General features: G+C 62.1%; 21 protein-coding genes. 9 read left to right on the plus strand and 12 right to left on the minus strand.

Translation table 11 applies throughout. From position 1 onward, the window contains the following. Positions 1 to 5 precede the first annotated feature (5 nt). From GGQ67_RS25455 to GGQ67_RS01680, 3 genes are all read right to left on the minus strand, one after another. The gene (locus GGQ67_RS25455; protein ID WP_280637067.1) at positions 6 to 131 is read right to left on the minus strand and encodes a hypothetical protein; all 126 of its coding nucleotides are present in this window, start codon (positions 129 to 131) and stop codon (positions 6 to 8) included. Positions 132 to 251: 120 nt separating this feature from the next. Next, positions 252 to 2,201 (minus strand): AfsR/SARP family transcriptional regulator, encoded by a 1,950-nt coding sequence (locus tag GGQ67_RS01675; protein ID WP_343056462.1) that lies wholly within the window; start codon positions 2,199 to 2,201, stop codon positions 252 to 254. 261 nt (positions 2,202 to 2,462) lie between these two features. Further along, the gene (locus GGQ67_RS01680) at positions 2,463 to 3,503 is read right to left on the minus strand and encodes a glutamine synthetase beta-grasp domain-containing protein (RefSeq protein ID WP_183898438.1); all 1,041 of its coding nucleotides are present in this window, start codon (positions 3,501 to 3,503) and stop codon (positions 2,463 to 2,465) included. Between the two features lie 480 nt (positions 3,504 to 3,983). Here GGQ67_RS01680 and GGQ67_RS01685 point away from each other — a divergent pair, with 480 nt between their 5' ends. Together GGQ67_RS01685 and GGQ67_RS01690 are read left to right on the plus strand one after the other, a co-directional pair. Continuing rightward, entirely contained in the window at positions 3,984 to 4,187 is a 204-nt protein-coding gene (locus GGQ67_RS01685) for a DUF2735 domain-containing protein (RefSeq protein WP_183898439.1), read from the plus strand. A 139-nt stretch (positions 4,188 to 4,326) separates the two neighbouring features. After that, positions 4,327 to 5,535, plus strand: coding sequence for a TIGR03862 family flavoprotein (locus tag GGQ67_RS01690; protein ID WP_183898440.1), 1,209 nt, complete (start codon positions 4,327 to 4,329; stop codon positions 5,533 to 5,535). On the opposite strand, the gene GGQ67_RS01695 is transcribed toward GGQ67_RS01690, so the two are convergent. The 5 genes from GGQ67_RS01695 to panC all read right to left on the minus strand — a co-directional run bounded on the left by GGQ67_RS01695 (position 5,536) and on the right by panC (position 12,768). Continuing rightward, complete coding sequence (locus GGQ67_RS01695; RefSeq protein WP_183898441.1) at positions 5,536 to 8,619, minus strand: efflux RND transporter permease subunit; 3,084 nt, start codon at positions 8,617 to 8,619, stop codon at positions 5,536 to 5,538. After that, entirely contained in the window at positions 8,616 to 9,692 is a 1,077-nt protein-coding gene (locus GGQ67_RS01700; RefSeq protein ID WP_183898442.1) for an efflux RND transporter periplasmic adaptor subunit, read from the minus strand. The genes GGQ67_RS01695 and GGQ67_RS01700 overlap by 4 nt, the downstream gene beginning before the upstream one ends. Continuing rightward, positions 9,692 to 10,765 (minus strand): efflux RND transporter periplasmic adaptor subunit, encoded by a 1,074-nt coding sequence (locus tag GGQ67_RS01705; RefSeq protein WP_183898443.1) that lies wholly within the window; start codon positions 10,763 to 10,765, stop codon positions 9,692 to 9,694. The genes GGQ67_RS01700 and GGQ67_RS01705 overlap by 1 nt, the downstream gene beginning before the upstream one ends. Before the next feature lie 306 nt (positions 10,766 to 11,071). Then, entirely contained in the window at positions 11,072 to 11,893 is an 822-nt protein-coding gene (gene panB / locus GGQ67_RS01710) for a 3-methyl-2-oxobutanoate hydroxymethyltransferase (protein WP_183898858.1), read from the minus strand. Continuing rightward, positions 11,893 to 12,768 carry a pantoate--beta-alanine ligase gene (gene panC, locus GGQ67_RS01715; protein WP_183898444.1) on the minus strand — a complete coding sequence of 292 codons (876 nt, stop codon included), beginning with the start codon at positions 12,766 to 12,768 and terminating at the stop codon, positions 11,893 to 11,895. The genes panB and panC overlap by 1 nt, the downstream gene beginning before the upstream one ends. A 349-nt stretch (positions 12,769 to 13,117) precedes the next feature. On the opposite strand from panC, the gene GGQ67_RS01720 reads away from it, so the two are divergent. Next, the gene (locus GGQ67_RS01720) at positions 13,118 to 13,789 is read left to right on the plus strand and encodes a J domain-containing protein (protein WP_183898445.1); all 672 of its coding nucleotides are present in this window, start codon (positions 13,118 to 13,120) and stop codon (positions 13,787 to 13,789) included. A gap of 24 nt (positions 13,790 to 13,813) precedes the next feature. On the opposite strand, the gene GGQ67_RS01725 is transcribed toward GGQ67_RS01720, so the two are convergent. The 3 genes from GGQ67_RS01725 to GGQ67_RS01735 all read right to left on the minus strand — a co-directional run bounded on the left by GGQ67_RS01725 (position 13,814) and on the right by GGQ67_RS01735 (position 16,232). Next, a complete protein-coding gene (locus GGQ67_RS01725) occupies positions 13,814 to 14,839 on the minus strand; it encodes a Tim44 domain-containing protein (protein ID WP_183898446.1) in 1,026 nt (341 codons plus the stop codon). Positions 14,840 to 14,947: 108 nt separating this feature from the next. Next, positions 14,948 to 15,406: a YbaK/EbsC family protein gene (locus GGQ67_RS01730; protein WP_183898447.1), complete on the minus strand. Its 459-nt coding sequence runs from the start codon at positions 15,404 to 15,406 to the stop codon at positions 14,948 to 14,950. 40 nt (positions 15,407 to 15,446) lie between these two features. Beyond that, positions 15,447 to 16,232 (minus strand): DeoR/GlpR family DNA-binding transcription regulator, encoded by a 786-nt coding sequence (locus GGQ67_RS01735; protein WP_183898448.1) that lies wholly within the window; start codon positions 16,230 to 16,232, stop codon positions 15,447 to 15,449. Positions 16,233 to 16,745: 513 nt separating this feature from the next. Here GGQ67_RS01735 and GGQ67_RS01740 point away from each other — a divergent pair. Beyond that, positions 16,746 to 18,239 (plus strand): DegQ family serine endoprotease, encoded by a 1,494-nt coding sequence (locus GGQ67_RS01740; protein WP_183898449.1) that lies wholly within the window; start codon positions 16,746 to 16,748, stop codon positions 18,237 to 18,239. A 78-nt stretch (positions 18,240 to 18,317) separates the two neighbouring features. Here the strand turns inward: GGQ67_RS01740 and GGQ67_RS01745 are convergent, their stop codons facing one another. Next, a complete protein-coding gene (locus tag GGQ67_RS01745) occupies positions 18,318 to 19,484 on the minus strand; it encodes a dihydrodipicolinate synthase family protein (RefSeq protein WP_183898450.1) in 1,167 nt (388 codons plus the stop codon). A gap of 272 nt (positions 19,485 to 19,756) precedes the next feature. Between GGQ67_RS01745 and GGQ67_RS01750 the strand changes: the two genes are divergently transcribed. The 5 genes from GGQ67_RS01750 to GGQ67_RS01770 are packed head-to-tail and all read left to right on the plus strand — an operon-like array spanning position 19,757 to position 25,701. After that, positions 19,757 to 20,803, plus strand: a complete 1,047-nt coding sequence (locus GGQ67_RS01750; RefSeq protein ID WP_183898451.1) for a LacI family DNA-binding transcriptional regulator — start codon at positions 19,757 to 19,759, stop codon at positions 20,801 to 20,803. Then, entirely contained in the window at positions 20,800 to 21,804 is a 1,005-nt protein-coding gene (locus tag GGQ67_RS01755; protein WP_183898452.1) for a Gfo/Idh/MocA family protein, read from the plus strand. Before GGQ67_RS01750 ends, GGQ67_RS01755 begins: the two co-directional genes overlap by 4 nt. 3 nt (positions 21,805 to 21,807) lie before the next feature. After that, the gene (locus GGQ67_RS01760; protein ID WP_183898453.1) at positions 21,808 to 23,421 is read left to right on the plus strand and encodes an acyl CoA:acetate/3-ketoacid CoA transferase; all 1,614 of its coding nucleotides are present in this window, start codon (positions 21,808 to 21,810) and stop codon (positions 23,419 to 23,421) included. Further along, positions 23,414 to 24,193 carry an enoyl-CoA hydratase/isomerase family protein gene (locus GGQ67_RS01765; RefSeq protein ID WP_183898454.1) on the plus strand — a complete coding sequence of 260 codons (780 nt, stop codon included), beginning with the start codon at positions 23,414 to 23,416 and terminating at the stop codon, positions 24,191 to 24,193. Before GGQ67_RS01760 ends, GGQ67_RS01765 begins: the two co-directional genes overlap by 8 nt. Continuing rightward, complete coding sequence (locus tag GGQ67_RS01770; protein ID WP_183898455.1) at positions 24,187 to 25,701, plus strand: aldehyde dehydrogenase family protein; 1,515 nt, start codon at positions 24,187 to 24,189, stop codon at positions 25,699 to 25,701. Before GGQ67_RS01765 ends, GGQ67_RS01770 begins: the two co-directional genes overlap by 7 nt. Positions 25,702 to 25,729 lie beyond the last annotated feature (28 nt).

Consider the following 25,729-nt stretch of genomic DNA (forward strand, 5'->3'; position numbering starts at 1 on the left):
TAACCTCAACGGAACTTCAGAGCGTGAACGATGTTCGCGGTCGCGTTGGTGTCGAGCTGAACGGCATTCTGCTTCAGAACAGCCTGAGCAGCAGCGGAGAGGCGAACGGTGGACTTGATTGCGTTGGTCATTGTTTTCTCCTTTTGGTGGCAGCATTTGCTGCGAACAGGAGAGACTGTGAACGGCCGGCGTTATTCCGGTGTGACTGGAAATTTCGCTAATTAACGGCCAAAATCGCGATGTGTCGCACTTCAGGACAGACCGGCCATCCTGAGTCCGTCTATCAACTGGCGAGTATCGTCAGGGTTGCGATCCGGCACGAAACGCCAGACATCTTCCGTGCGAAAATCCGGAAAATTCTCGAGGACAACCGAAGCGTAGTGCGCTGCGGTGGCCTTGTCGCCATTCTTGGCGTGCGCCGCGGCGAGCAGGCGGGAGGTCGCCGGCCGGTCCTTGACACGGTCTAGCACCTCGATCGCCTTGGCGTAATTCTCCTGGACAAAGTGAATGCCGCCCAGGTTCCAGTAGTAGTAATCCGGCGGCAGTGGATTGAGTTTCAGCGCGGCGTGGCTGAGCTCCAAGGCGCGATCGCTCTGCCCGTCGTGCAGAAGCGCATCCGCGTGGTCGGCCAGAATATCCGCATCATTCGGATTGAGCATCTGCGCTTCGGCGAAGAAATCGAGGCTATCGGCAAAGCGGCGGCGATAGAGCGCGACGAAGCCAAGCTCGCGCATGGCTCTTCCGCTGTTCGGATCGCTGTCGCGCGCCTGCCATGCCGAGCGATCCGCCTCTTCCAGGAGTGCGGTGTCCTTCATGCCGCGAACGAGCCACTCCATGCCCAGCACCCGGGCCATGCCGGCATGAGCGGAGGAGAACCGGTCATGTCTCGTCAGCGCGGATTTGAACCACTTTCGCGCCTGCCGCAGGTGCTGCAGATCGGTTTTCGATACAAGCCGCTTGCCCTCGAGATAAAGCCGATAGGCGGAGGGCGAGACATCGTGCATCATATCCGTCAGTTCGCGCCGCTCGATCGTATCGGCGAGCGTCATGACGATGCGCCGCGCCAATTGGCCAAAGGACTGGTTGACCTTCTGCATGGCAAGTGGCAGATCGATCGCCCACAGAACCTCGGCGGTCGAGGTCTTCGTCAGGCGGCAGGTTGCGTAAATCTCATCCTCGCGGCCGTGAATGGTCACGTAGACGGTGTAATCGAAACGCAATTCCGGCGGCATGGGCTGCAATTCGCCGCTGGCGAGACTGCGGTTCAGGATTTCGACGCTGGTATGCGCCGCGATCACCTTGAAGCCACGCTGCTGGCTGAGGCCGATCGTGACGTCCTCGAGTAGGGCCCGGCCGACGCGCTGGAGCAACGGCTCGGACAGCATCGTCTCCGGGGGAAGGATGAGCACGCGCGGTTGGCCGAGCGGATCGGCGGCCACGGGCCGGACGGATGCTGTTTCCGCGACAACGGGCGCGGCCGGCGCGATGATGCCGAGTTCCAACGCGAGAGCCTGCGTCGTTGCATCCGGCTCCGCGCCATACTCGGCCTTCAATTCGTTTCGGCAGCGGAAATAGGCTTGGCGCGCCGAAGCGAGATCGCCCGCCGTCGCATGCACCTTCATCAGCGCGCGGCAGGCTGCCTCGTTCGCCGGATCGGTGGCCACAAGCAGCCCCGCCAGCAACACGATATCGGCAAGCGTCAGCTTTTCGGGCGAATCAAGCAGCGTCATCAGATGCGCATCACGGCACTCGGCAATGCGGCGGCGCTCGATCGTGACCCACTCATCGGCTTCCATCGTCGGCGCGCGGAAACCCTCAAGCAACTCGCCCTGAAGCAGACCCCAATCGCTCCGCGCCAACGGATGCGTCGCATCCCGCAGCAACAGGACATCGGTCGCCCAATGCTCGGCATTGAGCGTGATATGAGTGTTGGTGGCGGTAATCAGGCGCGGCAGCCCTTCCGGTACGCTGCGATCGATGCGGGCGAGCAACTGTCGAAGGCTGCCGGCGCGCTGTTTCGACACGTCGGACTGCCATAGCATACCCCGCAACGTCTCGCGCTCCATCGAAAACTGCGACGACGCAGCCACGAAAGCCAGGAGCGGATAGGCCTTTTCCGGAAGCACGATTTCGCCGTCATTGGCGAAAAGCGCTGGCTTTCCGAGCAAGCGAAGCAGAAGGCTGTGCTTAGCCACTGACACCAAGGGTAACTCGCGTTTGGATGATCCAAGACAAGTATAGTGAAAAGCGACTATAACGCAAAAGGAATGCGGCCACTCGGTTGAGTTTTTCAACCGTTAGACGATAGCGATCTCAAACACGGTTTAGAAAAATCGGGATCGGCGGGAAGGAAACGCTGCGACCGTCGATCGCCGTGCCAATGCGAGGCACATCAGCCGCGATCCAAAAGAAATGGCGCCGGCCTTTCGACCAGCGCCATCACATTCAATCAAGCATAGCGCTTAGGCGGCAGCCGACGCGAAACCAGCCGTCGGAACTTCCGAGATCGTCTTCAGAACCTGGGAGGCGATCTGGTAAGGGCAACCCTGCGAGTTCGGGCGGCGATCTTCCAGGTAACCCTTGTAGTCGTTCTTGACGAAGGAGTGCGGAACGCGGATCGAAGCGCCACGGTCGGCAACGCCGTAGGAGAATTTGTTCCACGGAGCAGTTTCGTGCTTGCCGGTCAGACGCTTGTCGTTGTCCGGGCCGTAAACGGCGATGTGAGCATCGAGGTTCTTTTCGAACTGGGCCATCAGAGCTTCGAAGTAGGCCTTGCCGCCAACTTCGCGCATGAACTTGGTCGAGAAGTTGCAGTGCATGCCCGAACCGTTCCAGTCGGTGTCGCCGAGCGGCTTGCAGTGATACTCGATGTCGATGCCGTACTTTTCAGTCAGGCGCTGCAGCAGGTAGCGTGCCATCCAGATCTGGTCAGCGGCCTTCTTGGAGCCCTTGCCGAAAATCTGGAATTCCCACTGGCCCTTGGCAACTTCGGCGTTGATGCCTTCGTGGTTGATGCCGGCGGCGAGGCAGAGGTCGAGGTGCTCTTCGACGATTTCGCGCGCAACCGGGCCGACATTGCTGGAGCCGACGCCGCAATAATAAGGACCCTGCGGAGCCGGGTAGCCCTGCTCCGGGAAGCCGAGCGGACGGCCGTTTTCGTAGAAGAAGTATTCCTGCTCGAAGCCGAACCATGCATCTTCGTCGTCGAGGATGGTCGCGCGGCTGTTGGACGGATGCGGGGTGACGCCGTCGGGCATCATGACTTCGCACATGACGAGGACACCGTTGGTACGAGCCGGGTCCGGATAAACGGCGACGGGCTTCAGCACGCAATCGGAGCTGCGGCCTTCGGCCTGCATCGTGGAGGAACCATCGAAGCCCCAGAGCGGCAGCTGCTCGAGCGTCGGGAATTCTGCAAATTCCTTGACCTGCGTCTTGCCACGAAGGTTCGGTACCGGGGTGTATCCATCGAGCCAGATGTACTCGAGCTTATACTTGGTCATTTGCGAGTCTCTCAAACTAAGGTGTCAGCAGGTCCCAGGAACGCGTCAGCCGAAGCTTCCTTGCCCATGGAGGGATGCAAAGGGGTATGCATGTAGCGTGCCAGTTCGCGACGAGGGGTGAAACGGCTGATCGGAAACGCCTCGATTGTGTGGCTACACCCCGAGCGTCCAACGACCGAAAACGGTCCGGAACTGCCAGCGGACTCAAGCGGTTACGTCACCGCGAGATCCATTGCCACGCCCGAAAAGGCTGAACAGCGAAGGCGTCAATTTTTTCTGCACAACAGTCATTATGCACACTTATTGTGCAAATGCATATTTTATGTATTGAGCCGATTTCTGATATAAAGCTGTTCAAATCGCGATTGCCCACGATTCAAACATTTGTTGCACTTTTTTCAATCAAATAGCGCATTCTCTGTGCATCCATGCTATTCTCTTTCTTAACGCTTTAGGGCGGACTCAATTTGGAGGCATGACATGGTTACTGGTGTGCATCACGAGTCGGCAACGATCCACGCTTTCCCGGCGAAGCGCTTCGCTTCATCGTCGCTTCGCCAGAAGGTCGACCTGGAAAAAGATCTGGAACCCTGTGTCTACGACAGCTGCTGGTACCACGAGGACGCCATGAAAGAGGAAGAAGAGTCGGCAAAGCCGCGCTTTACCCCGCGCTTCGTGGACTGAGGCGGCTTCGCCGGCAGGTAAGCTCGATCTGTTCACCACCCAGATCTGATGTGATTGTACGCGGTTCCGCTTTGTCGGGGTTGCGCATATCCATCGTACGCGTCATGACGGGCTCGCGAGTTCAATTGCGGGCGAATGTATGTCGGACAAAGAGGTAGCCATCATTGGCGGCGGGCCGGCGGGTCTTATGGCGGCGGAGATTATGTCTTCAGCCGGGCATCGGGTCACCGTCTACGAGGCCATGCCGACGGTCGCGCGCAAATTTCTGCTTGCGGGAAAATCGGGCCTCAACATCACCCATTCGGAAGACTATCAGCGCTTTGCGACACGCTTTGGCAGCGCGAACGGTCGCCTGCGCGGCGCGCTCGACGCTTTCCGCCCTGATGACATCAGGCAATGGACCGCGACCCTGGATACCGAGACCTTCGTCGGAACCTCCGGACGCGTCTTTCCCGTGGCGATGAAGGCATCGCCTCTGTTGCGCGCGTGGATACGGCGGCTGGACGCGCAAGGGGTGACGATACGGACGAGACACCGCTGGCAAGGCTTTTCAGACGGCGGGTATGCGTTCGAAACGCCTGAGGGCAACCATGTTGCCCGGCCCGATGCCGCCCTTCTGGCGCTTGGCGGCCAGAGTTGGCCGCGCCTTGGATCGGACGGTCGTTGGATCGACTGGTTGCGGAATGAAGCGATTGCCGTTCACGATTTCCAACCGGCCAACTGCGGTTTCGACGTCAACTGGAGCGGGGTGTTTCGCGAGCGCTTCGCCGGCGCCGCGATAAAGTCCGTGGTGGCGACCTCGTCGGCGGGATCGTCGCAGGGCGAGTTCGTGGTCACGCAACACGGCATCGAGGGCAGCCTGGTTTACGCCCATGCCGCGGCATTGCGAGACGCGCTGACGTCAGGGCAGCCCACCACACTTTCCGTCGACCTGATGCCCGGTCGCGCGCTGGAGCGGATCGAAGGCGATCTTGCGAAGCAGGACGCCAAGGCGAGCCTCGCAAGCCGGCTGCGCAAAGGCGCCGGCCTCGATGGCGTCAAGGCGAACCTCGTTCGCGAGTGCGGCGGCGATGCAGACCTGCGCGACCCGGCACGGCTGGCACGGCTTATCAAGGCGCTACCGATCTCGGTCGTGGCCCCGCGCCCGATCGCCGAGGCCATTTCATCGGCAGGCGGCATTGATTGGGACGAGATCGACGAGCATTACATGCTGAAGCGGCGCCCCGGCCTGTTCGTCGCCGGCGAGATGATCGATTGGGAAGCCCCGACCGGCGGCTATCTTTTGACCGCATGCTTCGCGACCGGGCGCGCCGCCGCGCGCGGCATCACGGACTGGCTGCGGGCCTGATCAGCCCGCGCCTCCAGTCGCTTCCTTTTCCGGAACATGTTCGCCGTCCGGTCGCTTGATCCGGAACCAGGCGAGATAGAGCGCGGGCAGGAAAAGCAGCGTCAGCACCGTGCCGACGATGATGCCGCCCATCATGGCATAGGCCATCGGCCCCCAGAACACCTCGCGGGAGATGGGAATAAGCGCAAGGCTCGCCGCCGCCGCCGTGAGCAAGATCGGTCGCATGCGATGTTGCGTCGCCTCTCGTACCGCATCCCAGGGATGATGCCCCTCTCGTCGGAGTTCCTCGACCTGCACGACGAGGATCACCGAATTTCGGATCAGGATGCCGATCAGAGCTAGAATGCCAAGGATCGCCACGAAACCCATCGGTGCGCCGCTCGACAGAAGCGCGATCACGACGCCGATCAGGGCGAGAGGCGCCACGGCGAAGACCAGAAACAACCGCGAGAAGCTTTGCAGCTGGATCATCAGGATCGTCGCCATCGTGAACAGCATCATCGGCACCACCGCGGCGATCGGCGCCTGGCTCTTGGCGCTCTGCTCCACGCTGCCACCCACTTCAAGCGTAAAGCCGGTCGGCAGCTGGGCGGAGTAGGCGTTGATGTCCTTGGCCAGCTGATCGACCACCGTCGCCGGCTGCTTGTTGTCGATGACGGCGGCCTTGACGGTGACGGTCGGCAGGCGGTCGCGGCGCCAGATCCGTGGCGGCTCGGTCTCGTAGCGGAAGTTCGCGATCGCCGCCAAGGGAACGGAGTTGCCATTGCTGGTGCGCAGCTGCAGGTCGCGCAGCGTCTCGATCGACCGCCGCTCGGATGCCTGGGCGCGCGCCAGGACGGTGATTAGATAAATATCGTCGCGCACCTGCGTCACCGACGCACCACCGACAATACCGTTCAGCGCCGACGCGATATCCTCCGAGGTAACGCCGAGCTGCCGCGCCTTGTCCTGGAGAACATCGACCTTCACGACACGCTGCGGCTCGTTCCAGTCGTAGACCACATCGCCAAGTGACCGATTCTGGCTCATGACCGCGCCGAGTTCCAGCGCGCGCTGGCGGACCCCTTCGATATCAGGACCGCTGAGACGGTAGGCGACAGGGCGACCGACGGGCGGGCCGATGTCGAGCAGCTTCACATAGGCGTCGGTGCCGACGAAGGTCTTGGTAAGATACTCCTGAAGATCCACCCGCAGCTTGTCGCGCACCTCCAGGCTCTTGGTGATGATCACCACCTGGCCGAAAGACGGGCTCGGCGGCTGCACGTCGAAAGACAGAACGAAGCGCTGCGCGCCCTGCCCGACATAGGTGGACCAGCGCTCGATGTCGGGATTGCCTTGCAGCTTCTCCTTCTCGAACTGCGCCATCTGCTGGTCGGTTTCGTTGATCGAGGCGTTGTTGGGCAACGAGAAATCGACGATCAGTTCCAGTCGGTCGGACGAGGGGAAGAACTGCTCCTGGACGAAGCGCATGCCGTAGACCGCGCAAGCAAAGGCGATGACGGTGAACACGATGGTGATCCAGCGGAACCGCATGCACAGATCGAGCAGCCGCGCGAAGCCGTTGGCGAACCAACCGCTCTTCTCCTCGTGCCGCTTCATCGTCTTCGGCAGGATCGTCACCCCGAGCAGCGGCGCGAACACCACCGCCACGATCCACGACACGATCAGCGACACCGCGATCACCACGAAGAGCGAGAAGGTGAACTCGCCGGCCGCGCTGTTGTTGAGGCCGACGGGCATGAAGCTCGAGACGGTCACCAGGGTTCCCGTCAACATCGGGAAGGCCGTATGCGAATAGACGTAAGTCGCCGCCTTGGTGATCGGGTCTCCGGCTTCAAGTCGGGCGACCATCATTTCCACGGCGATCATGGCGTCATCGACAAGCAAGCCAAGCGCGATGATCAGCGCGCCGAGCGAGATTCGCTGCAGCGAGATGCCGTCATATTCCATGAAGACGAAGGTGATCGCCAAGGTCAGCGGGATCGCGAAGGCGACGACCAGCCCCGCCCGCCAGCCGAGACTGACGAAGCTCACCAGAAGCACGATGACGATCGCTTCCGCCAGAGCCCGCGTGAAGCCCGACACCGCCTCCTTGACGATAACGGGCTGGTCGGCGACCAGATGCGGCTCGATGCCGATCGGCAGCGTCGCGTGCACCTTGCGCAGCTCGGTCTGCAGCGCCTTGCCGAACTCCAGCAGATTGGCGCCCTGCTTCATGCCGATGGCGAGCGCGATCGCGGGCATGCCGTTGACGCGAAAGAGCGCTGTCGGGGGATCGGTGTAGCCGCGCGTGATGGTCGCGATGTCGCTCAGCCGGAAGAAGCGGTTGTTGACCTGCAAGTTGACGCTGCGAAGGCTGTCTTCCGAGGTGAACTGGCCGCTGACACGAAGGCTGACACGCTCGCCCTGCGCCTGCAGCACGCCCGACGGCGTGATCGCGTTCTGCGATTGCAACGTGTTGAGCACATCGGCCTGGCTGATGCCGAGCGCGGCGAGCTGGCGCGTCGAAAACTCGAGGAAGATCACCTCGTCCTGCGCGCCGACGAGATCGACCTTCCCGACATTGGGAACGGTGAGGATACTGCGACGCACGCTCTCGACATAGTCGCGCAGCTGGCGCTGCGTGAAGCCATCGGCGGTGAAGGCGTAGATGTTTCCGAAAACGTCGCCAAAGCGGTCGTTGAACGTCGGCGGTTGCACACCCGAGGGAAACTGCCCCTCGATATCGCTGATCATGTTGCGAACGTCGACCCAGATCCCCGGCACATCGCGCGCCTTGGTGGAATCCTTGAGGTAGACGAACACGGTCGTCTGGCCCGCGATCGTCAGCGAGTTGGTGTAGTCGAGTGAATCCAGCTCCTCAAGCTTGCGCTCGATGCGTTCAGTCACCTGCCGCGTGGTCTCCTCGGCGGAAGCTCCGGGCCACTGGGTCGAGATCGTCATCGTCTTGATCGTGAAGTTCGGATCTTCCTCGCGCCCGAGGTTCATGTAGGAGAAAATGCCCAACAGCGCGAAGACGATCATGAAGTACCAGATCATCGACCGGTGTTCGAGCGCCCAGTCGGAGAGGTTGAACTTGTTCATGAGCGCGCACCACCCTCGACCTTGATCTTCTGCCCCTCTTTCAGGCTATGGACGCCGGCGATGACGACGCGCGTCCCCGGCTCCAGGCCCGAGATGACCTCCGGATGCGCCGACGTCTTGTCGCGAAGCCTCACCTCCTGGGATCGAACGATCTCTTGTTTCTCATCCACCACCCAGACCAGGGTCTTGCCATCCTGATTGAGGATCGCCGAAGCCGGCAGGAAGAGCTTCTTGATATCGCGAGCCTGCCTGATAGCCGTGATGGTCGTGCCTATCCTGAAGGCGTCGGGCGGGGATTGAAGGGCGATCTTGACACGGCGCGTACGGGTCGCAGCATCGGCCGTTGGCGCCACCTCGCGCACGACACCCATCGACGTGATCGATGGATTGATCTGCAACAGGATGGAATAGGCGTCGCCCATTGCGGGTATCAGCTCCCCTTCGGGAATGTCGACGACCGCATCGCGCTCTCCCGGCATGGCGACCGTCAGCACGGATTCGCCGGCCGACACCACCTGACCCACCTCGACGGACGTGGCGGTCACAATCCCGTCGAAGGTCGCGAGAAGCTGCGCGTACGAGAGATCCTCGTTCGACTTGTCGAGCGCCGTCTGCGCCTGAACCACGGCCGATTGCGCGGTCTGGGTCGCCTGGACGCTGCTCTCGAGACTGGATTTGGTCGCCGTTCCGCTCTGGAACGTCGCGCGGGCACGTTCCTCGGTGGATCGCGCATTGGCGAGTTGCGCCTGCGCGTTGGCAAGCTCGGCCTGCGCCGACCGGACGGCAAGCTCCAGCGCCGTCGGCTCCAGTGACGCGAGAAGCTCGCCCTTGGTCACGACATCGCCCGTATTCACGTCGCGCGCCACCATCAAGCCACCGACGCGAAAGCCCAGCGGCGTCTCCGTCTTCGGCGCGACCGTTCCGGCAAAGCTTGGCGTCGGCAAATTCGTGAGCTCCATGATGCTCGACAGGACCGGCCTTATCGGTGGAGCGGTCTCCTGTTCTTCGCTGCAGGCGCCAAGCGCGATAATCATGGGGATGACAAGAAGCTTCGGGATAGACGACCGCCACATCAGCTCTGCCCTCCCTCAACCGTCACCTTCTGGCCCGGTCGCAACATCTTGCCACCGTCGGTGACGACTATTTCGCCGACATCGAGCCCGCCCGATATGATCACGCGGCCGGTCTCGTACGTCGCGACCTTGACCGGCTTCAAACTGGCGGTTTCATCCTTCGTATCGATCACCCAGACAGCGGGGTTGCCGTCGATGGCAAACAACGCCGTCCAAGGCAGGATGATCATTTTCGTCGGCGCCGATTGCGCGAAGCCGGTCACCGGCGCACCCAGCGTCATCCTCGGCGGCGTCTCTTCCAGCGTGATCTTGACGCGCACGGTGCCGGTGGACGTATCGATCGTCGGCGATATCTCGCTGACCTTGCCAAAGGCCGTGACATTGGGATCGCTGACGAGCGCCACCTCGATTCTGGGACTGTCGGGTTTCGATTGCAGCAACGTCTCGTAGATATAGAACACCGCGTCGCGCGGCCCGTCCTGCGCCAGGGTAAACGCGGTCTGCGCCGCCTGCATGACCTGCCCGACCTCGACATTGCGGGCGGTGATGATGCCATCCGCATCCGTCTTCAGCTCGGTATAGCCGAGAGAATCCTGTGCCGTTCCGAGCTGCGCCTTGGCGTTGTCGAGCGAGCCCTTGGATGTATCGAGCGCGGTTGCCGCCTGATCATAGGATTCCTTGGAGATCGAACCGCTGGCGAGCAGCGTCTTGCGCCGTTCGAACTCCGAAGTCGCCTGCTCGACGTCGGCTTGCGCGGCGACAAGCGCGGCCTGCGCGGCCTCCACATCGGCTTTCTGCTGCTGCGGATCGACCCGCGCGATCACCTGCCCGGCGGTCACATGCGCACCGACATCGGCGGTCCACTCGGTGACCTTGCCGCTGACGCGGAACGAGAGATTGGACTCGACATGCGCGGCGATCGCGCCGGTAAGCTTGATGCTGTAGCGGAAATCCTGAAGGGCGACCGGTTCGGCGCGAACAGGAATGGTGATTTCGGCGGGCTCACCGCCCTGCTTTTGGCAGGAGGCTAACGAGAGGCATAAGAGAAGCAGGCTGAACGTCTTGATGTGCATTTTAGGAGTTCCCCCGAATTCCATAACTGACACAAGCTGAGTAGGCCTTATCGGCGCTGCGGACCTGTCGGCCGACGGCCGGAGGTTGCAGCAATCAAATCACTCCTAGAAATCTTTCCACCGCCGCGAATACGTCGGGATCGACATAGTACCGTCACCACTTCAAGAAGAGGCGCCGACCATCGATATCAGCCGGTCGCAACTTTGATGTGAAGCCAGCTGACTGTAGCGTACTTCCAAAAAGATGCAATTTCCACGAAAGGCGCGTGACCAAACATCGCGCTTACGTATCAATGACGCTGGCGTTTACTTGCGCGGCTGGAAGGTGTGTTCGGCACCCGGAAAGCGACCGGCACGCACGTCTTCAGCGTAGGCCTCTACGGCTTGTGACACGAGAGGGCTCAGGTCGGCGAAGCGCTTGACGAAACGTGGCTTGAAATCGCTGAACAGGCCCAGCATGTCGTCCGAAACCAGCACCTGACCGTCACAGGCGACAGACGCGCCAATGCCGACGGTGGGGATCGCCAGCGAGGCGGTGATCTCGCGCGCCAGCGGCTCGACCGTTCCCTCGATGACGACGGCGAAGGCGCCGGCATCGGCGACCGCCGCCGCATCGCGACGGATCTTCGCCGCCTCCTGCTCGGAATGCCCCAGTGAGCGGAAGCCGCCGGCCGTGTTGACCAGTTGCGGCATCAGCCCGACATGGGCAAAGACGGGCACGCCGCGCGATGTCAGGAAGGCGATGGTTTCGGCCATCTCCTCACCACCCTCTAGCTTGACGCCGTCGCATCCCGTTTCCTGCAGGATGCGGACGGCGTTGCGGTAGGCCTGCTCCTTGGATTCCTGATAGCTGCCGAATGGCAGGTCGACGATGACGCAGGCGTGCGACGTTCCGCGCATGACCGCGCGGCCATGGGCGATCATCATGTCGAGCGTGACGCCGACCGTCGTCTCCATGCCGTAAAGCACCATGCCGAGGGAATCGCCGACCAGGAGCAGATCGCAATGCGGGTCGAGCAGGCGCGCGATCGGCGTCGTGTAGGCCGTGAGACAGACGATACGACCGCCGCCCTTCATCGACCGGATCGAGGCCGTGGTCAGCCGCTTTTGCTTGCCCTGGGCACTCATCATCTGGCCCTCGACCGCGCAGTCGGGTTCAGGCCGATGACGCGGTTATCGAGCAGGCGCGTGTTGCCGATGCGCACGAAAAGCGCCACGAGCGCAGGCCCGGATTGCAGCGAGGTGAGCGGTTCGAGCGTCTCCGGATGCCTGACGGCAACAACCTCGGCGGTGGCGAGCGGTTCGGATGCCACGAAAAGCGCCAACGCCGCTTCCAATTGCGCGGGATCATCGCACCCCTCGGCGTAAAGCCGCGCAGCCTCGTCGAGCGTTCGCGGTACGATGACCGCCGCCGCACGCTCCTTCTCGCTCAGATAGACATTTCGGGAGGAGCAAGCCAGGCCATCGGCCTCGCGCACCGTCGGCACCGCGATCACGTCGACCGGTTGCGCGAGATCCTCGACCATCCGCTTGATCAGCACCACCTGCTGGTAGTCCTTCTCGCCGAAATAGGCCGCATGTGGCTGGACGATGTTGAAAAGTTTGGTGACGACTGTGGCGACCCCGGCAAAATGCCCCGGGCGCACCTCGCCCTCCAGCTGCCGGCCGATGTCGGGCACGTCGACAACGGTCAGCATCGGGCGTGGATACATGTCCGTCACCTCGGGCGCGAAAAGAAAATCGACGCCGGCATTCTCCAGCAGCGCCGCATCCCGCTCAAGATCGCGCGGATAACGCGCAAGATCCTCGTTCGCGCCGAACTGCAGCGGATTGACGAAGATCGAGACCACGGTGACGTCGTTTCGCGCCTTGGCACGCGAGACAAGTTCCATGTGGCCGACATGCAGAAAGCCCATTGTCGGCACCAAACCGATCTTCCTGCCGTCACGCCGATAGACCGCGAGACAAGCCCTTAGATCCGCTATCGATTTGATAATACGCACGAAACCCTCCTCCGAAGCTCCCCGCCAGAATGGCTGGCACAAGAAGGTGGCGGATAGAACTCGATTTGACTGACAGCGTCAACGCAAGTGTCGCGATTATATCGATTAAGCATTCATGCGACATCCGATTTTCCTATCGGACTGATTTCCGCGTGAAAAAGACGTGGCAATCAGACGCGCGTCATCAAGCTGTGGATAGGCAGTGGATGCCTTCAGCCAATCCGGGCATTCACGCAAACTTATGCATTCTTTTGTCCAAACTCCGCCCCAGTGATGGTAGAAGAACGACATTGATAGACGAATGCCCTTCACGGGTGTCATGACGATGTCCGGCAGCAGCGGAGGGACAGTGACCAATCCATACGAGATTCTCGGTGTCCGCAGGGACGCGAGCGACGACCAGATCAAATCGGCCTACCGCAGGCGCGCGAAGACGACGCATCCGGATTCCGGTGGCGATCCGAACGCGTTCGGGCGGGTGCAGAAGGCCTACGAACTGCTGCTGGACCCAGTTCGCCGCAAGGTATTCGACGATACCGGTTATGATGTCGAACTCGCCGATCCCGTCGATCTGCAGGCGCTGATCGTCATCGAGAAACTCGTCAACGAGCTGACGCTGGATGAGCGTGAACCCGGCAGCTTCGACCCGCTTGCGAGAATGCGGGACGATCTGTCCGAAGACATGCGCAAGGCACGCTTCTCCAAGCGCGAACTGGAGCGCCATGCCGCGCGTATCGAGCATCACCTGGAACGGCTGGAAAAACGCCCCTCGACCGATATTCTCGGCTCCATGCTGCGCGCCCGGGTCAAGGCGATCGCCTCGGCGATCAGCGAAACCGAAGCCAAGATCAAGGCCAGCGAGCGCGCCTGCGAGATGCTTTACGACTATGCCTACGAAGTCGATGTCAGCGAAAACGAAGACGGCCTCCTGACCGAAGAAGAGGCCGCTCCAACAATTTCCGCGCCGCGGCGCGAAGATCGACCGCTCTGGGTCGTGCCTGCCACAGCCCAGGAGGGCTGAGGCAGGGCTTTAACCAAGTTGATATCAGGCGGCGCGCTGTTCCGTGCCCTGAATGGCCGCCAGCTTCCAATCGGTACCGGACTTGCGCACGAAGGTCCAGACTTCGGTGCTTTGCGTGGGCGAACGCATGTCGCCACTGACCACCCGGCCGCCATCGCGCTCGACGAGCGCGTCGATCGACTGGTAGCGCATTGCAAGCGTGGCGTAATCGGAACCGTCTTCACGCCAGGCTTCGGCGACATCGCCCTGCAGGAGCTTGACGTCGCTGACCTGGTTGCGGACACCGTTCGTGGCGTTCTCGCCCAGTTCCTCGGCGAGATAGGACATGGCTTCCGGCGTGGTCAACTTGCGCAACGTGCCGTAATCCTCGACGCCGTAGGCCGTCTGAACCTCGGTCAGGAGCTGCTCGAACCGGTCGAGGTCGTCCTGCTCGATACCGATTTCATCGCTCGGCTGATTGTTGCGTGGCGGCTGCGGCGCGGCATGCGAGCCGCCCAGGCCAAAGCCGGCCGCGCCCGAGCCGATGGTCGGGATACGGAAGGACGAGTTGCCGTTCGATGCCATCGGGCTGACGCCGCCTGGAGCGGCTGCGCCATAAGCTGGCTGCCGGCGACGGTTGGCGAAGAAACGGACGGCGAGCATGATGGCGCCGCCGATCAGCGCGACCTGCAGGAGCATGCCGAGGAAGCCGAAGCCGCCGCCGAACCCCTGGCCGAGCAGCATGCCGAGCAGGCCGCCGGCGACAAGACCACCAATCATCGACCGGCCGAAGCCACCGAAGAGACCGCCACGCTGAAACCCGCCGGCCGGCTGCGTCGCGGCGGGGGCGTTGGTTTCAGGACGTTGGGTCATAGAACGCTGCATGGGCGCGGCGGGAGACGGCGCCGTGCTGGTGACCGGCGGTGCTTGGAACGTGCGTGTGCCGCGGCTGCCGAAACCGGAGCTACCTGCCCGCCGCGCATCCGCATCCCCGATGGAAGCAAATACGGTAACGCCTGTCAGGGCGGCGATGGCCGCGACCTTGGCAAAACGTGAAACGGAACGAGGCATCCTGAAGTCTCCCACATGGCAACAGTTAATTGTCGACCCCTTATATAGGTTTCTTTTTCCGTGTTTTAAGCCTTGCGTTCAATCTCGTTCAATTGTTCGTGCATCGACCTACTGGCAGACGTCGATCCAGGTGGCCTTGGTCAGTTCCGCCAGGCGATCCGTCGCGATCCTGACGGCCGAATTCGTCGATCCCGCGGCAGGAACGACCTCGTCGAACTGCTTCAAGGACACATCGCAATAGATGCGCAGCGGCGATGGAAGCCCGAACGGGCAGACGCCGCCGACCGGATGGCTGGTCGCCTCGACGACCTCCTCGGCATTCAGCAGCCGCGCCTTGGTGCCGAACGTATCCTTGAACTTGCGATTGTCGAGCCGCGCCATACCGCCCGCGACCACGAGGATCGGTTCGTCGCCGAGCCGCAGGCAGATCGTCTTGGCGATTTGCGCCGGATCGACCCCATGCGCTTCAGCCGCCTCAGCAACGGTCGCTGAACTCAGCTCGGTTTCGATGATCTCGATATCGGGAGCGGATGCGCTGAAAAATGCGCGGACGGTCTCTAGGCTCATGGGCAACGGTCATCCTTGAAGGCGAATAACGGAAAGCGTCTCACGCCAGTTCGGTCTGCGACTGCCTTTGCGTTTCGACCAGCCGCACGTCGTTTTCAAGACAGAATTGCCGCACCGATGGAACCGGGCAGTGATCGGTGATGAAGGTATGAACCTGGGAAAGCTGGGCAATTCTGACCGGCGCGGTGCGCTCGAACTTGGTGGAGTCGGCCACCAGGATGACATGGCGCGCATTGGCGATGATCGCCTGCGCCACCTTCACTTCACGGAAATCATAGTCGAGAAGCGCGCCATCCTCATCGATCGCGGAGGCTCCGATCACGGCGTAATCGACCTTGAATTGCCGGATGAAGTCGACGGCCGCCTCACCGACGATGCCGCCATCGGCGCTGCGAACGACGCCCCCGGCAATCACCACCTCGATGGCCGGCAGCAACCTCAGCCGGTTGGCGACGTTGATGTTGTTGGTGATCACCATCAGCTCATGATGATTGATGAGAGCTTCGCCGACCGCCTCGGTGGTCGTGCCGATGTTGATGAACAGCGATGCATTGTTGGGAATGAGACTTGCGGCGGCCACGCCGATGGCCTGCTTCTCGCTCGACGCGATCTGGCGCCGCGCCTCGTATTTGACGTTCTCCGTCCCGCTTGGGAACACCGCGCCGCCATGCACGCGGGTCAGTATCTGGGCATCGCAGATGTCGTTGAGGTCCTTGCGGATGGTCTGCGGCGTCACGGAGAAATGCGCGGCGAGATCCTCGACGAAAATCCGGCCTTTCGACTTGGCCATGTCGACGATTTCGGTTTGACGGTCGCTCAGGAACATTGTGCGAGTGCTTTCGCTTCGGTTTCGTTTTCTGCCCCGACAGCCATAACAGAGCTGAAGCCGGCGCGCAAAATGACCGCCGCGACTTTCGTTCATAACAAAATCCAACGCATGGGTCACTTTAGTGTGTATCGACGCGCCGATGCCACCGGGCTAGTGAAGCCCCGCGTCCCAGCCCTGCGGCGGACCACGCAATGCCTCCCAAGGCTCTTCCGCGATCGGCTATGCTTCATCCTCAGGACAAGCTTGCCGGTCGCGGCCGAAACCTCCCCTAAAAGCCAATCGAATACAGCGCGGCGCGGCACGTTTGATGCCGAAGCAGTCGCGCGCAATCCGCCGCCAACTATACTTTATTACGAGCATTAAATTGTTGTAATAAATGAATTAAACGTAACCATTTCCTAATTTATATTTAATTTGAAAATACATCTCGTCCGGAAGATATGTATTTCACGCGTTTGCTTCTGGTTAAGCCATCACGCGATCGAGCAACACATCCACAGGACGGACATCATGTCGAATATCCTCAATCGCCGCCGGTCAGCAGCCCTGCTCGGCGCGGCCATCATAGTTGGCGCCGCTTCGCTTCCCTATGCCTTCGAAACGTCGTCGGCCGTTGCGTCGCCGGCGGCGGTCGCCACCTCGCCCAACGGCAGCGGTTCATTCGCCGATATCGTCGACGCCGACAAGCCGGCGGTCGTGACCATCGTCACGACGACGCAGGCGACCAGCGCGGACAGCCGCACCGACAATTCCGAGATGCAGGAGCAATTCAAGCAGTTCTTCGAACAGCAGGGCATCCCCGCCCCGCGTCAGGCACCGCGGTCCGGCGAACGCGCGCAGGCCCTCGGCTCAGGCTTCATCGTCAGCCCCGATGGCTATATCGTCACCAACAACCACGTCATCGCGAATGCCACCGACATCAAGGTTACGCTCGACGACGGCACGGAATTACCGGGCAAGCTGATCGGCGCCGACGCCAAGGCCGATCTGGCCGTGGTGAAGATAGAGGCCAACAAGACGCTGCCGACGATCGCCTGGGGCGATTCCGGCAAGCTCAAGTTAGGCGACCAGATTCTTGCGATCGGCAACCCGTTCGGCATCGGCACCACCGTGACGGCGGGCATCGTCTCGGCGCGCGGAAGGGATCTGAACAGCGGCCCCTACGACGATTTCATCCAGATCGACGCGCCGATCAACCACGGCAATTCGGGCGGCCCGCTCGTCGATCGCGACGGTCGTGTCGTCGGCATCAACACCGCCATCTACTCGCCGAACGGCGGCAGCGTTGGCGTCGGCTTCGCGATCCCGTCCGATCAAGCCAGGACGATCGTCGCCAAGCTGCAGAAGAACGGCTCCATCGAGCACGGCTATCTCGGCGTCCAGATCCAGGGCGTTAACCAGGATGTCGCCGACGCGATCGGCCTTGCGAAACCGCAAGGCGCACTCGTGGCCGATGTCACCGAAGGCTCTCCCGCGGCCAAGGCCGGCCTCAAGGCTGGCGACGTGGTCATCAATGTCGGAAGCGATAGCGTCGCATCGCCGAAGGATCTCTCGCGTCTCGTGGCCGACCTGTCGCCCGGCGACAAGCAGACCGTCACCGTCTGGCGCGACGGCAAGAGCGTCGAGTTGAAGGTCGCGATCGGCGGAGGCGATGACGGACAGCAGCTCGCTAGCGCCAGCGGCAGCGAAAAGCAGGCGCAGAGCGGACCCAGGATCGGCGTAGCCCTGGCCGACCTCACCCCCGACATTCGCGCGCGGCTTGGTCTGTCGCAAAAGGTGGAAGGCGCCGTTGTCGCCAATGTCGCGCCGGACAAACCCGCCGAAAAGGCCGGCCTGCAGACAGGTGACGTCATCCTGTCGGTGAACGACAAGACCGTTCGTGACGCGAGTGAAGCTAAGAACGCTGTGGCGGATGCAGCAAAGACCGCAAAGAAGTCGGTACTGCTCCTCGTGCAGCGAGGCGGCAACAAGACCTTCGTGGCCGTTCCCTTCGCTGCGGCCTAGTGTTCGGAAGGACCGGCGTCACCCCACACCGGTCCTTTTATTGGTTGATAGCGGATATTGTCGAACCAGCCGCCTGGCTTACCGCACGCCGAAGACACCGACGAAGTTCTTCATGCGCTCGGTTGCCAGCTCCGGCCGGTCGAGCACGTTTGCCTTGTCGGCAAGGCGGAAGATATCCGCGTAGTGATTGATTCCGCGCGCCGACTGCATGCCGGCGGGCAGGCTGAAATGGCTCTGGTGACCGTTCAGCCAGGCCAGGAAGACCACTCCCGCCTTGTAATACTGCGTCGGCGCCTCGAAGATCTTGCGCGACAGCGGCACCGTCGGCTCGATGACGGATCGGAACGTCGTGGTGTCTCCCGCAGCCAGCGACGCGAGCGCCTTCGAGGCGGACGGCGCCACGGCGTCGAAAATGCCGAGAAGCGCATGGCTGTAGCGCTTGCCATCGCCCTCTATCAATTCCGCGTAGTTGAAATCGTCACCGGTGAAGCACATCACGCCCTCGGGAAGTCGGTCGCGAAGCTGCACTTCCTTGGCGTTGTCGAGCAATGAGATCTTGATCCCCTCGACCTTCTCCCGGTTCTCCTTGATGATCGCCAATGCGCATTCCAGCGCCGGCTCGAACTCGGCGTTTCCCCAGTAACCGGCAAGGTTGGGATCGAACATGTCGCCCAGCCAGTGCAGCACAACCTTGTCCTTCGCCTGCGAGAGAATGCGGCTATAGACCTTGATGTAATCGTCAGGCGATTTAGCGACGCGGGCAAGCGCGCGGCTCGCCATCATGATGGCGCGGCCACCATGCTTTTCCACGAATTCGATCTGCGTCTCATAGGCCTTGATGACATCATCCAGCGAGCGTGCATCGGCAGCCGCGAGATGGTCCGTGCCGGCGCCACAGGCGAGATCCGCACCTTCGACATGGCGCGCCTCTTCCAGCGAACGGCGAATAAGTTCCTGCGCGCCCGCCCAATCGAGCCCCATCCCGCGCTGCGAGGTGTCCATGGCTTCGGCGATCTTGAAGCCCAGGCTCCAAAGATGACGCCTGAAGGCAATCGTCGTATCCCAATCGATCGCAGGCTTGCCCCAGGGATCCAGATCCCGGCGCGGATCGGAGACGACGTGGGCCGCCGCATAGGCAATCCGATTGAATACCGGTGGTTTGGACGGGCGCTCGATCGGGGTTCCGACCATGCGGTATTCACTCACGGCGCCGTCGGCTTCAGGCAGATTCAAAGTCAAGCTCATGGGGTCCTCCTCAAGACGAGGCCAATGCAATAATTTGGATCGTTCCAAATTGCAAGCATGTTTTTGGCCCTGAAAGCTGCCCGCAACATCTCACTCTTGCCGATGCGCGAACGATGATATTCATTGTTTTTCGATATTATTTTGCACTGCAGCTAATACTTTCGGCAAGTTCGTCCACGGACATCGTCCTCCGCCGACCGACTCCGCTTGACAAAGTTGGAACGTTCCAATTATTAACAGTGAAAATTGGCACAGACCAAGGGAGGACTTTCATGGGCAAGGGACGGGTCACCGTCATCGACATCGCCAAGGCTGCCGGCGTTTCCAAGTCGACAGTCTCGCTGGTGCTGCAAGCCTCGCCCCTGGTGAATGAGAGCACTCGCACGAAGGTCAACGCCGTGATGCGGGAATTGGGCTACGTGTATAATCGCGGCGCGGCGAACCTGCGCCAGGCGAATGCGCGCTCAAAGATCATCGGTATCGTCGTCAACGACCTGACGAACAGCTTCTTCGCCGAACTCGCCGTGGGAGTCGATACGGTGGTGCAGTCGGCCGGCTTCGTGCAGTTCCTGTCCAACACCAGCGAGAGCATCGATCGCCAGCGTGAAGTCATAGCGTCGATGCGCGAACACGGCGTGTCCGGCCTGATCATCTCACCGGCGCGCGGCACCGAAGCGACAGACCTGAAGCCGCTGGTGGTTGCCGGCATTCCTGTCGTGCTCGTCGTTCGCAACATACCCGGCGCCAAGGTCTCGTCGCTGGTCTCCGACAATCATGCCGGCACCTTTGCCGCAGTCGAACACCTTGCGGCACTGGGCCACAGCCGTATCGCCTTCGTGGGCGGCTTCCCCGACACCGCCGTCTTCGACGAGCGCCTGAGCGGTTACCGCGACGCCATGTCGAAAACCGGCACCGGCTTCCAAGACGAGCTGGTCGTGTCTTCCGCGCCCTCGCGCGCCGGTGGCGTCGGTGCGCTTGCCCGCGCCATGGCGATGCCCGAGCCACCGACGGCGGCCGTCTGCTTCAACGACGCTGTTGCCTTCGGTGTTTGCGACGGGCTGAGGGCACGCCGCATCGAGCCCGGCAAGGACTTCGCCGTCGTCGGCTTCGACGATGTGATCGAGGCGAAGACCACGGTGCCGGCGCTGACCACTATCTCGGTTGATCCGCAAGGCATCGGCCAACGCGCAGCACAGATGCTGCTGAAGCAGATCAACGCCGGGAAGCCGGAGGCCGAATCCGTTGTCAGTTCCGTGCGCCTGATCGTGCGCGAAAGCTGCGGCGCGGCGATGAACAAGCTTGGGAGGAAAATGGCATGACGGTTCGTTGGGGTCTCATCGGCGCGAGCACGATCGCGCGCGAATGGGTGATCGGAGCAATTCGCGCCACTGGCGGCGAAGTCGTCTCCGTCATGAGCACCAGCCCGGAGCGCGCCCGCTCCTATGCCGCCGAGAATAACATAGGCAAGCATGTCTCCGATCTCGACGCTCTTGTCTCCGATCCGCAGATCGATGCCGTCTATATCTCGACCACCAATGAGTTGCACTGCGCCCAGGCGATCGCCGCGGCACGCGCCGGCAAGCACATCCTCTGCGAAAAGCCGCTGGCTCTCTCTCTCAATGATGCCCACGCGATGGCGAAGGCCGCCGATGAGGCGGGCGTCGTTCTCGCCACCAACCACCACCTGCGCAATGCCTCGACCCATACGGCGATGCGTGATGCGATCGCGGCCGGCAAGATCGGAAAACCGCTCTCGGCGCGCGTGTTTCATGCCGTCTACCTGCCGCCGCGTCTGCAGGGCTGGCGGCTCGACAAGCCGCAGGCCGGCGGTGGTGTCATTCTCGACATCACCGTGCATGACACTGACACGCTACGCTACGTGCTCGGACGCAACCCGGTCGAGGTCATCGCGTTTTCGCAAGCCGGCGGCATGGGCAAGGAAGGCCTGGAGGACGCCGTCATGGGCGTCATGCGCTTCGAGGACGATATCATCGCGCAGTTCCACGACGGCTTCACCACGAAATACGCCGAGACCGGTTTCGAGGTGCATGGCACCGAGGGCTCGCTGATCGGCCGCAACGTCATGACCCAGCGGCCTGACGGCACCGTGACCTTGCGGACCGCCGAAGGCGAGCAGTCGCTGCCGGTTAGCGGCGGCAATCTCTACGAGACCGCGCTCACCGCCTTTCACGCCGCCGTCGCCGGCAATGGCAAGCCATCCGCAACGGCCAAGGATGGCATCTGGTCGCTGGCGACGGGTCTCGCGGTTGCACAAGCCGCGCGCACGGGCGCCGCGGTGCCGGTCAAAACAGGACTGTGAGAGATGAGCAAGCACATCACCCCATCGCAAGCCGCTGACCTGATCCCCGATGGCGCTGTCGTTTCGGTTTCCTCGTCCAGTGGTCTCGGCTGCCCAGATCTGATGCTGAAAGCGATCGGCGAGCGCTTCGAGGCCACCGGTCATCCGCGCGACATCACCACGCTGCACCCGATCGCCGCCGGCGACATGAGCGGTATCAAGGGCATCGACCACATCGCGCGCAAGGGTCTCCTGAAGCGGATCATCGGTGGCTCCTACCCTTCCGGCCCGTCGACCGCCGAGCCGCCCCTGATCTGGCGGATGATATCAGGCAACGAAATTCCGGCCTACAACATTCCCTCCGGTGTGATGTTCGACATGCACCGCGAGGCTGCCGCCAAGCGGCCCGGCGTTCTGACGAAGGTGGGGATGGATACGTTCGTGGACCCGAAGCGTCAGGGCTGCGCGATGAACGCCGCCGCTCAGGAAACGCCCGTGGTCAAGCGCGTCTCCTTCGAGGGCGACGACTGGCTCTATTTCCCGGCGATCACGCCCGATGTCACGATCGTCAGGGCGACGACCGCCGACGAGCACGGCAACCTGACCTATGAGCACGAAGGAGCCTATCTGGGCGGGCTCGACCAAGCGCTCGCGGCGCGCAACAATGGCGGCATCGTCATCGCGCAGGTCAAGCGCATCACCAAGCAGGGTTCGCTGAAACCGCACGATGTGCGCGTGCCGGGCATGCTGGTGGACTACGTCATCGTCGATCCCGAACAGAAGCAGACGACGCAAACGCTCTACGACCCAGCGATTTCGGGCGAGATCTTCCGCCCGCTCGATACGTTCCGCGTGCCCGAATTCAACATCCAGAAGGTGATCGCGCGTCGCGTCGCGCAGGAGCTTCAGGCCAACAGCTGCGTCAACCTCGGCTTCGGCATCTCGGCGAATGTTCCGCGCATCCTGATGGAAGAGGGACAGCATGGGGCGGTTACCTGGGTGATCGAGCAGGGCGCGGTCGGCGGCGTGCCGCTGCTCGACTTCGCCTTCGGCTGCGCCTCGAACGCCGATGCCTACATGCCATCGCCCTACCAGTTCACCTATTTCCAGGGTGGCGGTTTCGATGCGTCGCTGTTGTCCTTCCTGGAGATCGGCCGGGATGGCTCGGTCAACGTCTCCAAGCTCTCCTTCCGCCCGCATGTGACGGCTGGAGCCGGCGGCTTCGTCGATATCACCGCACGCGCCCGCAAGATTGTCTTCTCCGGCATGTTCAATGCCGGCGCCAAGCTCGGCATCGCCGATGGCAAGCTTGTTATCGAGAAGGAAGGCAAGCTGAAGAAGTTGGTCAACGAGGTCGAGCACGTGACCTTCTCCGGCCGCCGGGCGATCGAACAGGGGCAGGACATCACTTACGTGACCGAACGTTGCGTGATGAAGCTCACCCCTGACGGGATCTTGCTCAGCGAAATCGCACCCGGGATCGACCTGCAGACCCATATTCTCGACCAATCGGAATTCCCGCTCTTGGTCGCCAAGGACCTCAAGGTGATGGACGCCAGGCTGTTTGCGGAAGAGCCGATCGGATTATCGCTGCCGGTGAAAAGCGCCCGCGTTCTGGAGGGCACCTTCCATGAGTAGCGGAACCGTGCGCGTCGATATCGACGGCTCCCTCGCCATCATAACCGTATCGCGGCCCGAGAAGCTGAATGCGCTCGACCTCGACATGCTGAAGGCTCTGTCGGAAGCAGCCGACGCGGTGGAAGCCAATCCGGATGTGCATGTCGCCATCCTTACCGGCGAAGGCAAGGCCTTCTCGGCAGGCGGAGACATCAAGGCCTGGGGGCACATGGCGCCGCAGGAGTTTGGGCATGCCTGGGTTCGCTACGGCCATCGTGTCTTCGAGCGGCTCGCCACGCTTCGCGTTCCCCTGATCGCGGCGCTGAACGGTCATGCGCTCGGCGGTGGGCTGGAACTGGCAGGCCTTGCCGATATCAGGATCGCCGAAGAGCAGATCAAGATCGGCCTTCCGGAAACGGGCCTCGGCATGATCCCCGGCTGGTCGGGCACGCAGCGTCTCGTCAAGCGGTTCGGCGCGCAGATCGTCCGCCGCATGGCGCTGGGCGGCGAGATCTTCACCGCCGAGGAAGCCCGCCAGTTCGGCATGGTCGATATGGTCGTGGCTACCGGCACCGCTGTCGATGCGGCACGAGACTATGCCAGCCGCGTCGCGACGCGTGGACCGGCGGCACTCGAGATCACCAAGCTGATGATCGCGTCGGCCAATGGCGAGGACAACGGCACAGCGGTTGAGGCGCTCGGCTCAATCCTGGTCGCCAAGACCGGCGACCTCAAGGAAGGCGTTACCGCATTCAGCGAGAAACGCCCGGCACAGTTCAAGGGAGAATGGTAATGACGGTACTGGTCACCCCGAAGGCGCTTGCCAATCAGACGGTTCGCGACTTCAAGATGCTGATCGACGGCAAGTGGATCTCCGGCAATGCCGCTCCGATCGAGCGTGTCGCGCCGAGCCACGGCGTCGTCGTCAGCCGCTTCCAGGCCGGAAGCAAAGCGGACGCCTTGCGCGCGATTGCCGCCGCCCGCAAGGCGTTCGACACCGGGCCGTGGCCGCGCATGACGGCATCCGAGCGCTCCGCGATCCTGCTCAAGGCCGCCGATCTCATCGCCGCCAGGGCCGATGAGCTTGCCTATCTCGATGCGATCGAGGCCGGCAAGCCGATCAGCCAGGTTAAGGGCGAGATCGCAGGATCGGTCGATATCTGGCGCTATGCCGCCGCTCTTGCCCGCGACCTGCATGGCGAAAGCTACAACACGCTCGGCGACGGCACACTCGGTGTCGTGCTGCGCGAGGCGATCGGTGTCGTCTCGATCATCACGCCGTGGAATTTCCCATTCCTGATCGTCGGCCAGAAGCTGCCCTTCGCGCTCGCGGCGGGCTGCACCTGCGTCGTCAAGCCCTCGGAACTGACTTCGGGCTCGACGATCGTGCTTGGTGAAATTCTGCAGGAAGCCGGTGTTCCCGATGGCGTCGTCAACATAGTGACCGGCACGGGCGCCGAAGTCGGTGCGATCATGACGGCTCACCCCGACGTCGACATGGTTTCATTCACCGGCTCGACCGGCGTTGGTAAGCTGACGATGACCAATGCGGCGCAGACACTGAAGAAGGTCTCGCTGGAGCTCGGCGGCAAGAACCCGCAGATCGTTTTCCCGGATGCGGACCTCGACGCCTTCATCGACGCGGCCGTGTTCGGCGCCTATTTCAACGCCGGCGAATGCTGCAATGCAGGCTCGCGGCTGATCCTGCACAAGTCCATCGCGAGCGATGTGGTGGCGCGCGTTGCGGCGCTCGCCAAGCATGTGAAGGTCGGCGACCCCCTCGACCCGACCACGCAGGTCGGCGCGATCATCACGCCGCAGCATTTCGACAAGATCGCCGGCTACGTCGCGGCGGCAAAGAGCGCCGGCGCCGAAGTCGCCCATGGCGGTGGTGCGCTGGATCTTGGTATGGGTCAGTTCATGGCGCCGACCATTCTCTCCCAGGTGACGCCAGGGATGACGGTCGCGCGCGAGGAGGTGTTCGGACCCGTTCTTTCCGTCCTCACGTTCGACACCGCTGAGGAAGCGATCGAGATCGCCAACTCCATCGATTACGGCCTCTCGGCCGGCGTCTGGAGCAAGGATTTCGATACATGCCTGACGATCGGGCGTAGAATACGCGCGGGAACCGTCTGGATGAACACGTTCATGGACGGCGCATCGGAGCTGCCGTTCGGGGGATACAAGCAGTCCGGCCTCGGACGCGAACTCGGTCGCCATGCGGTGGAGGATTACACCGAGACGAAGACGCTCAACATGCATATCGGCAGCCGCACTAACTGGTGGATGCCCAGGACCTGACAGCCGGCGGGGAGCCGGTCTGCAGAAA

The sequence above is a fragment of the Rhizobium metallidurans genome, from assembly GCF_014196505.1.
Lineage (GTDB): Bacteria > Pseudomonadota > Alphaproteobacteria > Rhizobiales > Rhizobiaceae > Rhizobium > Rhizobium metallidurans.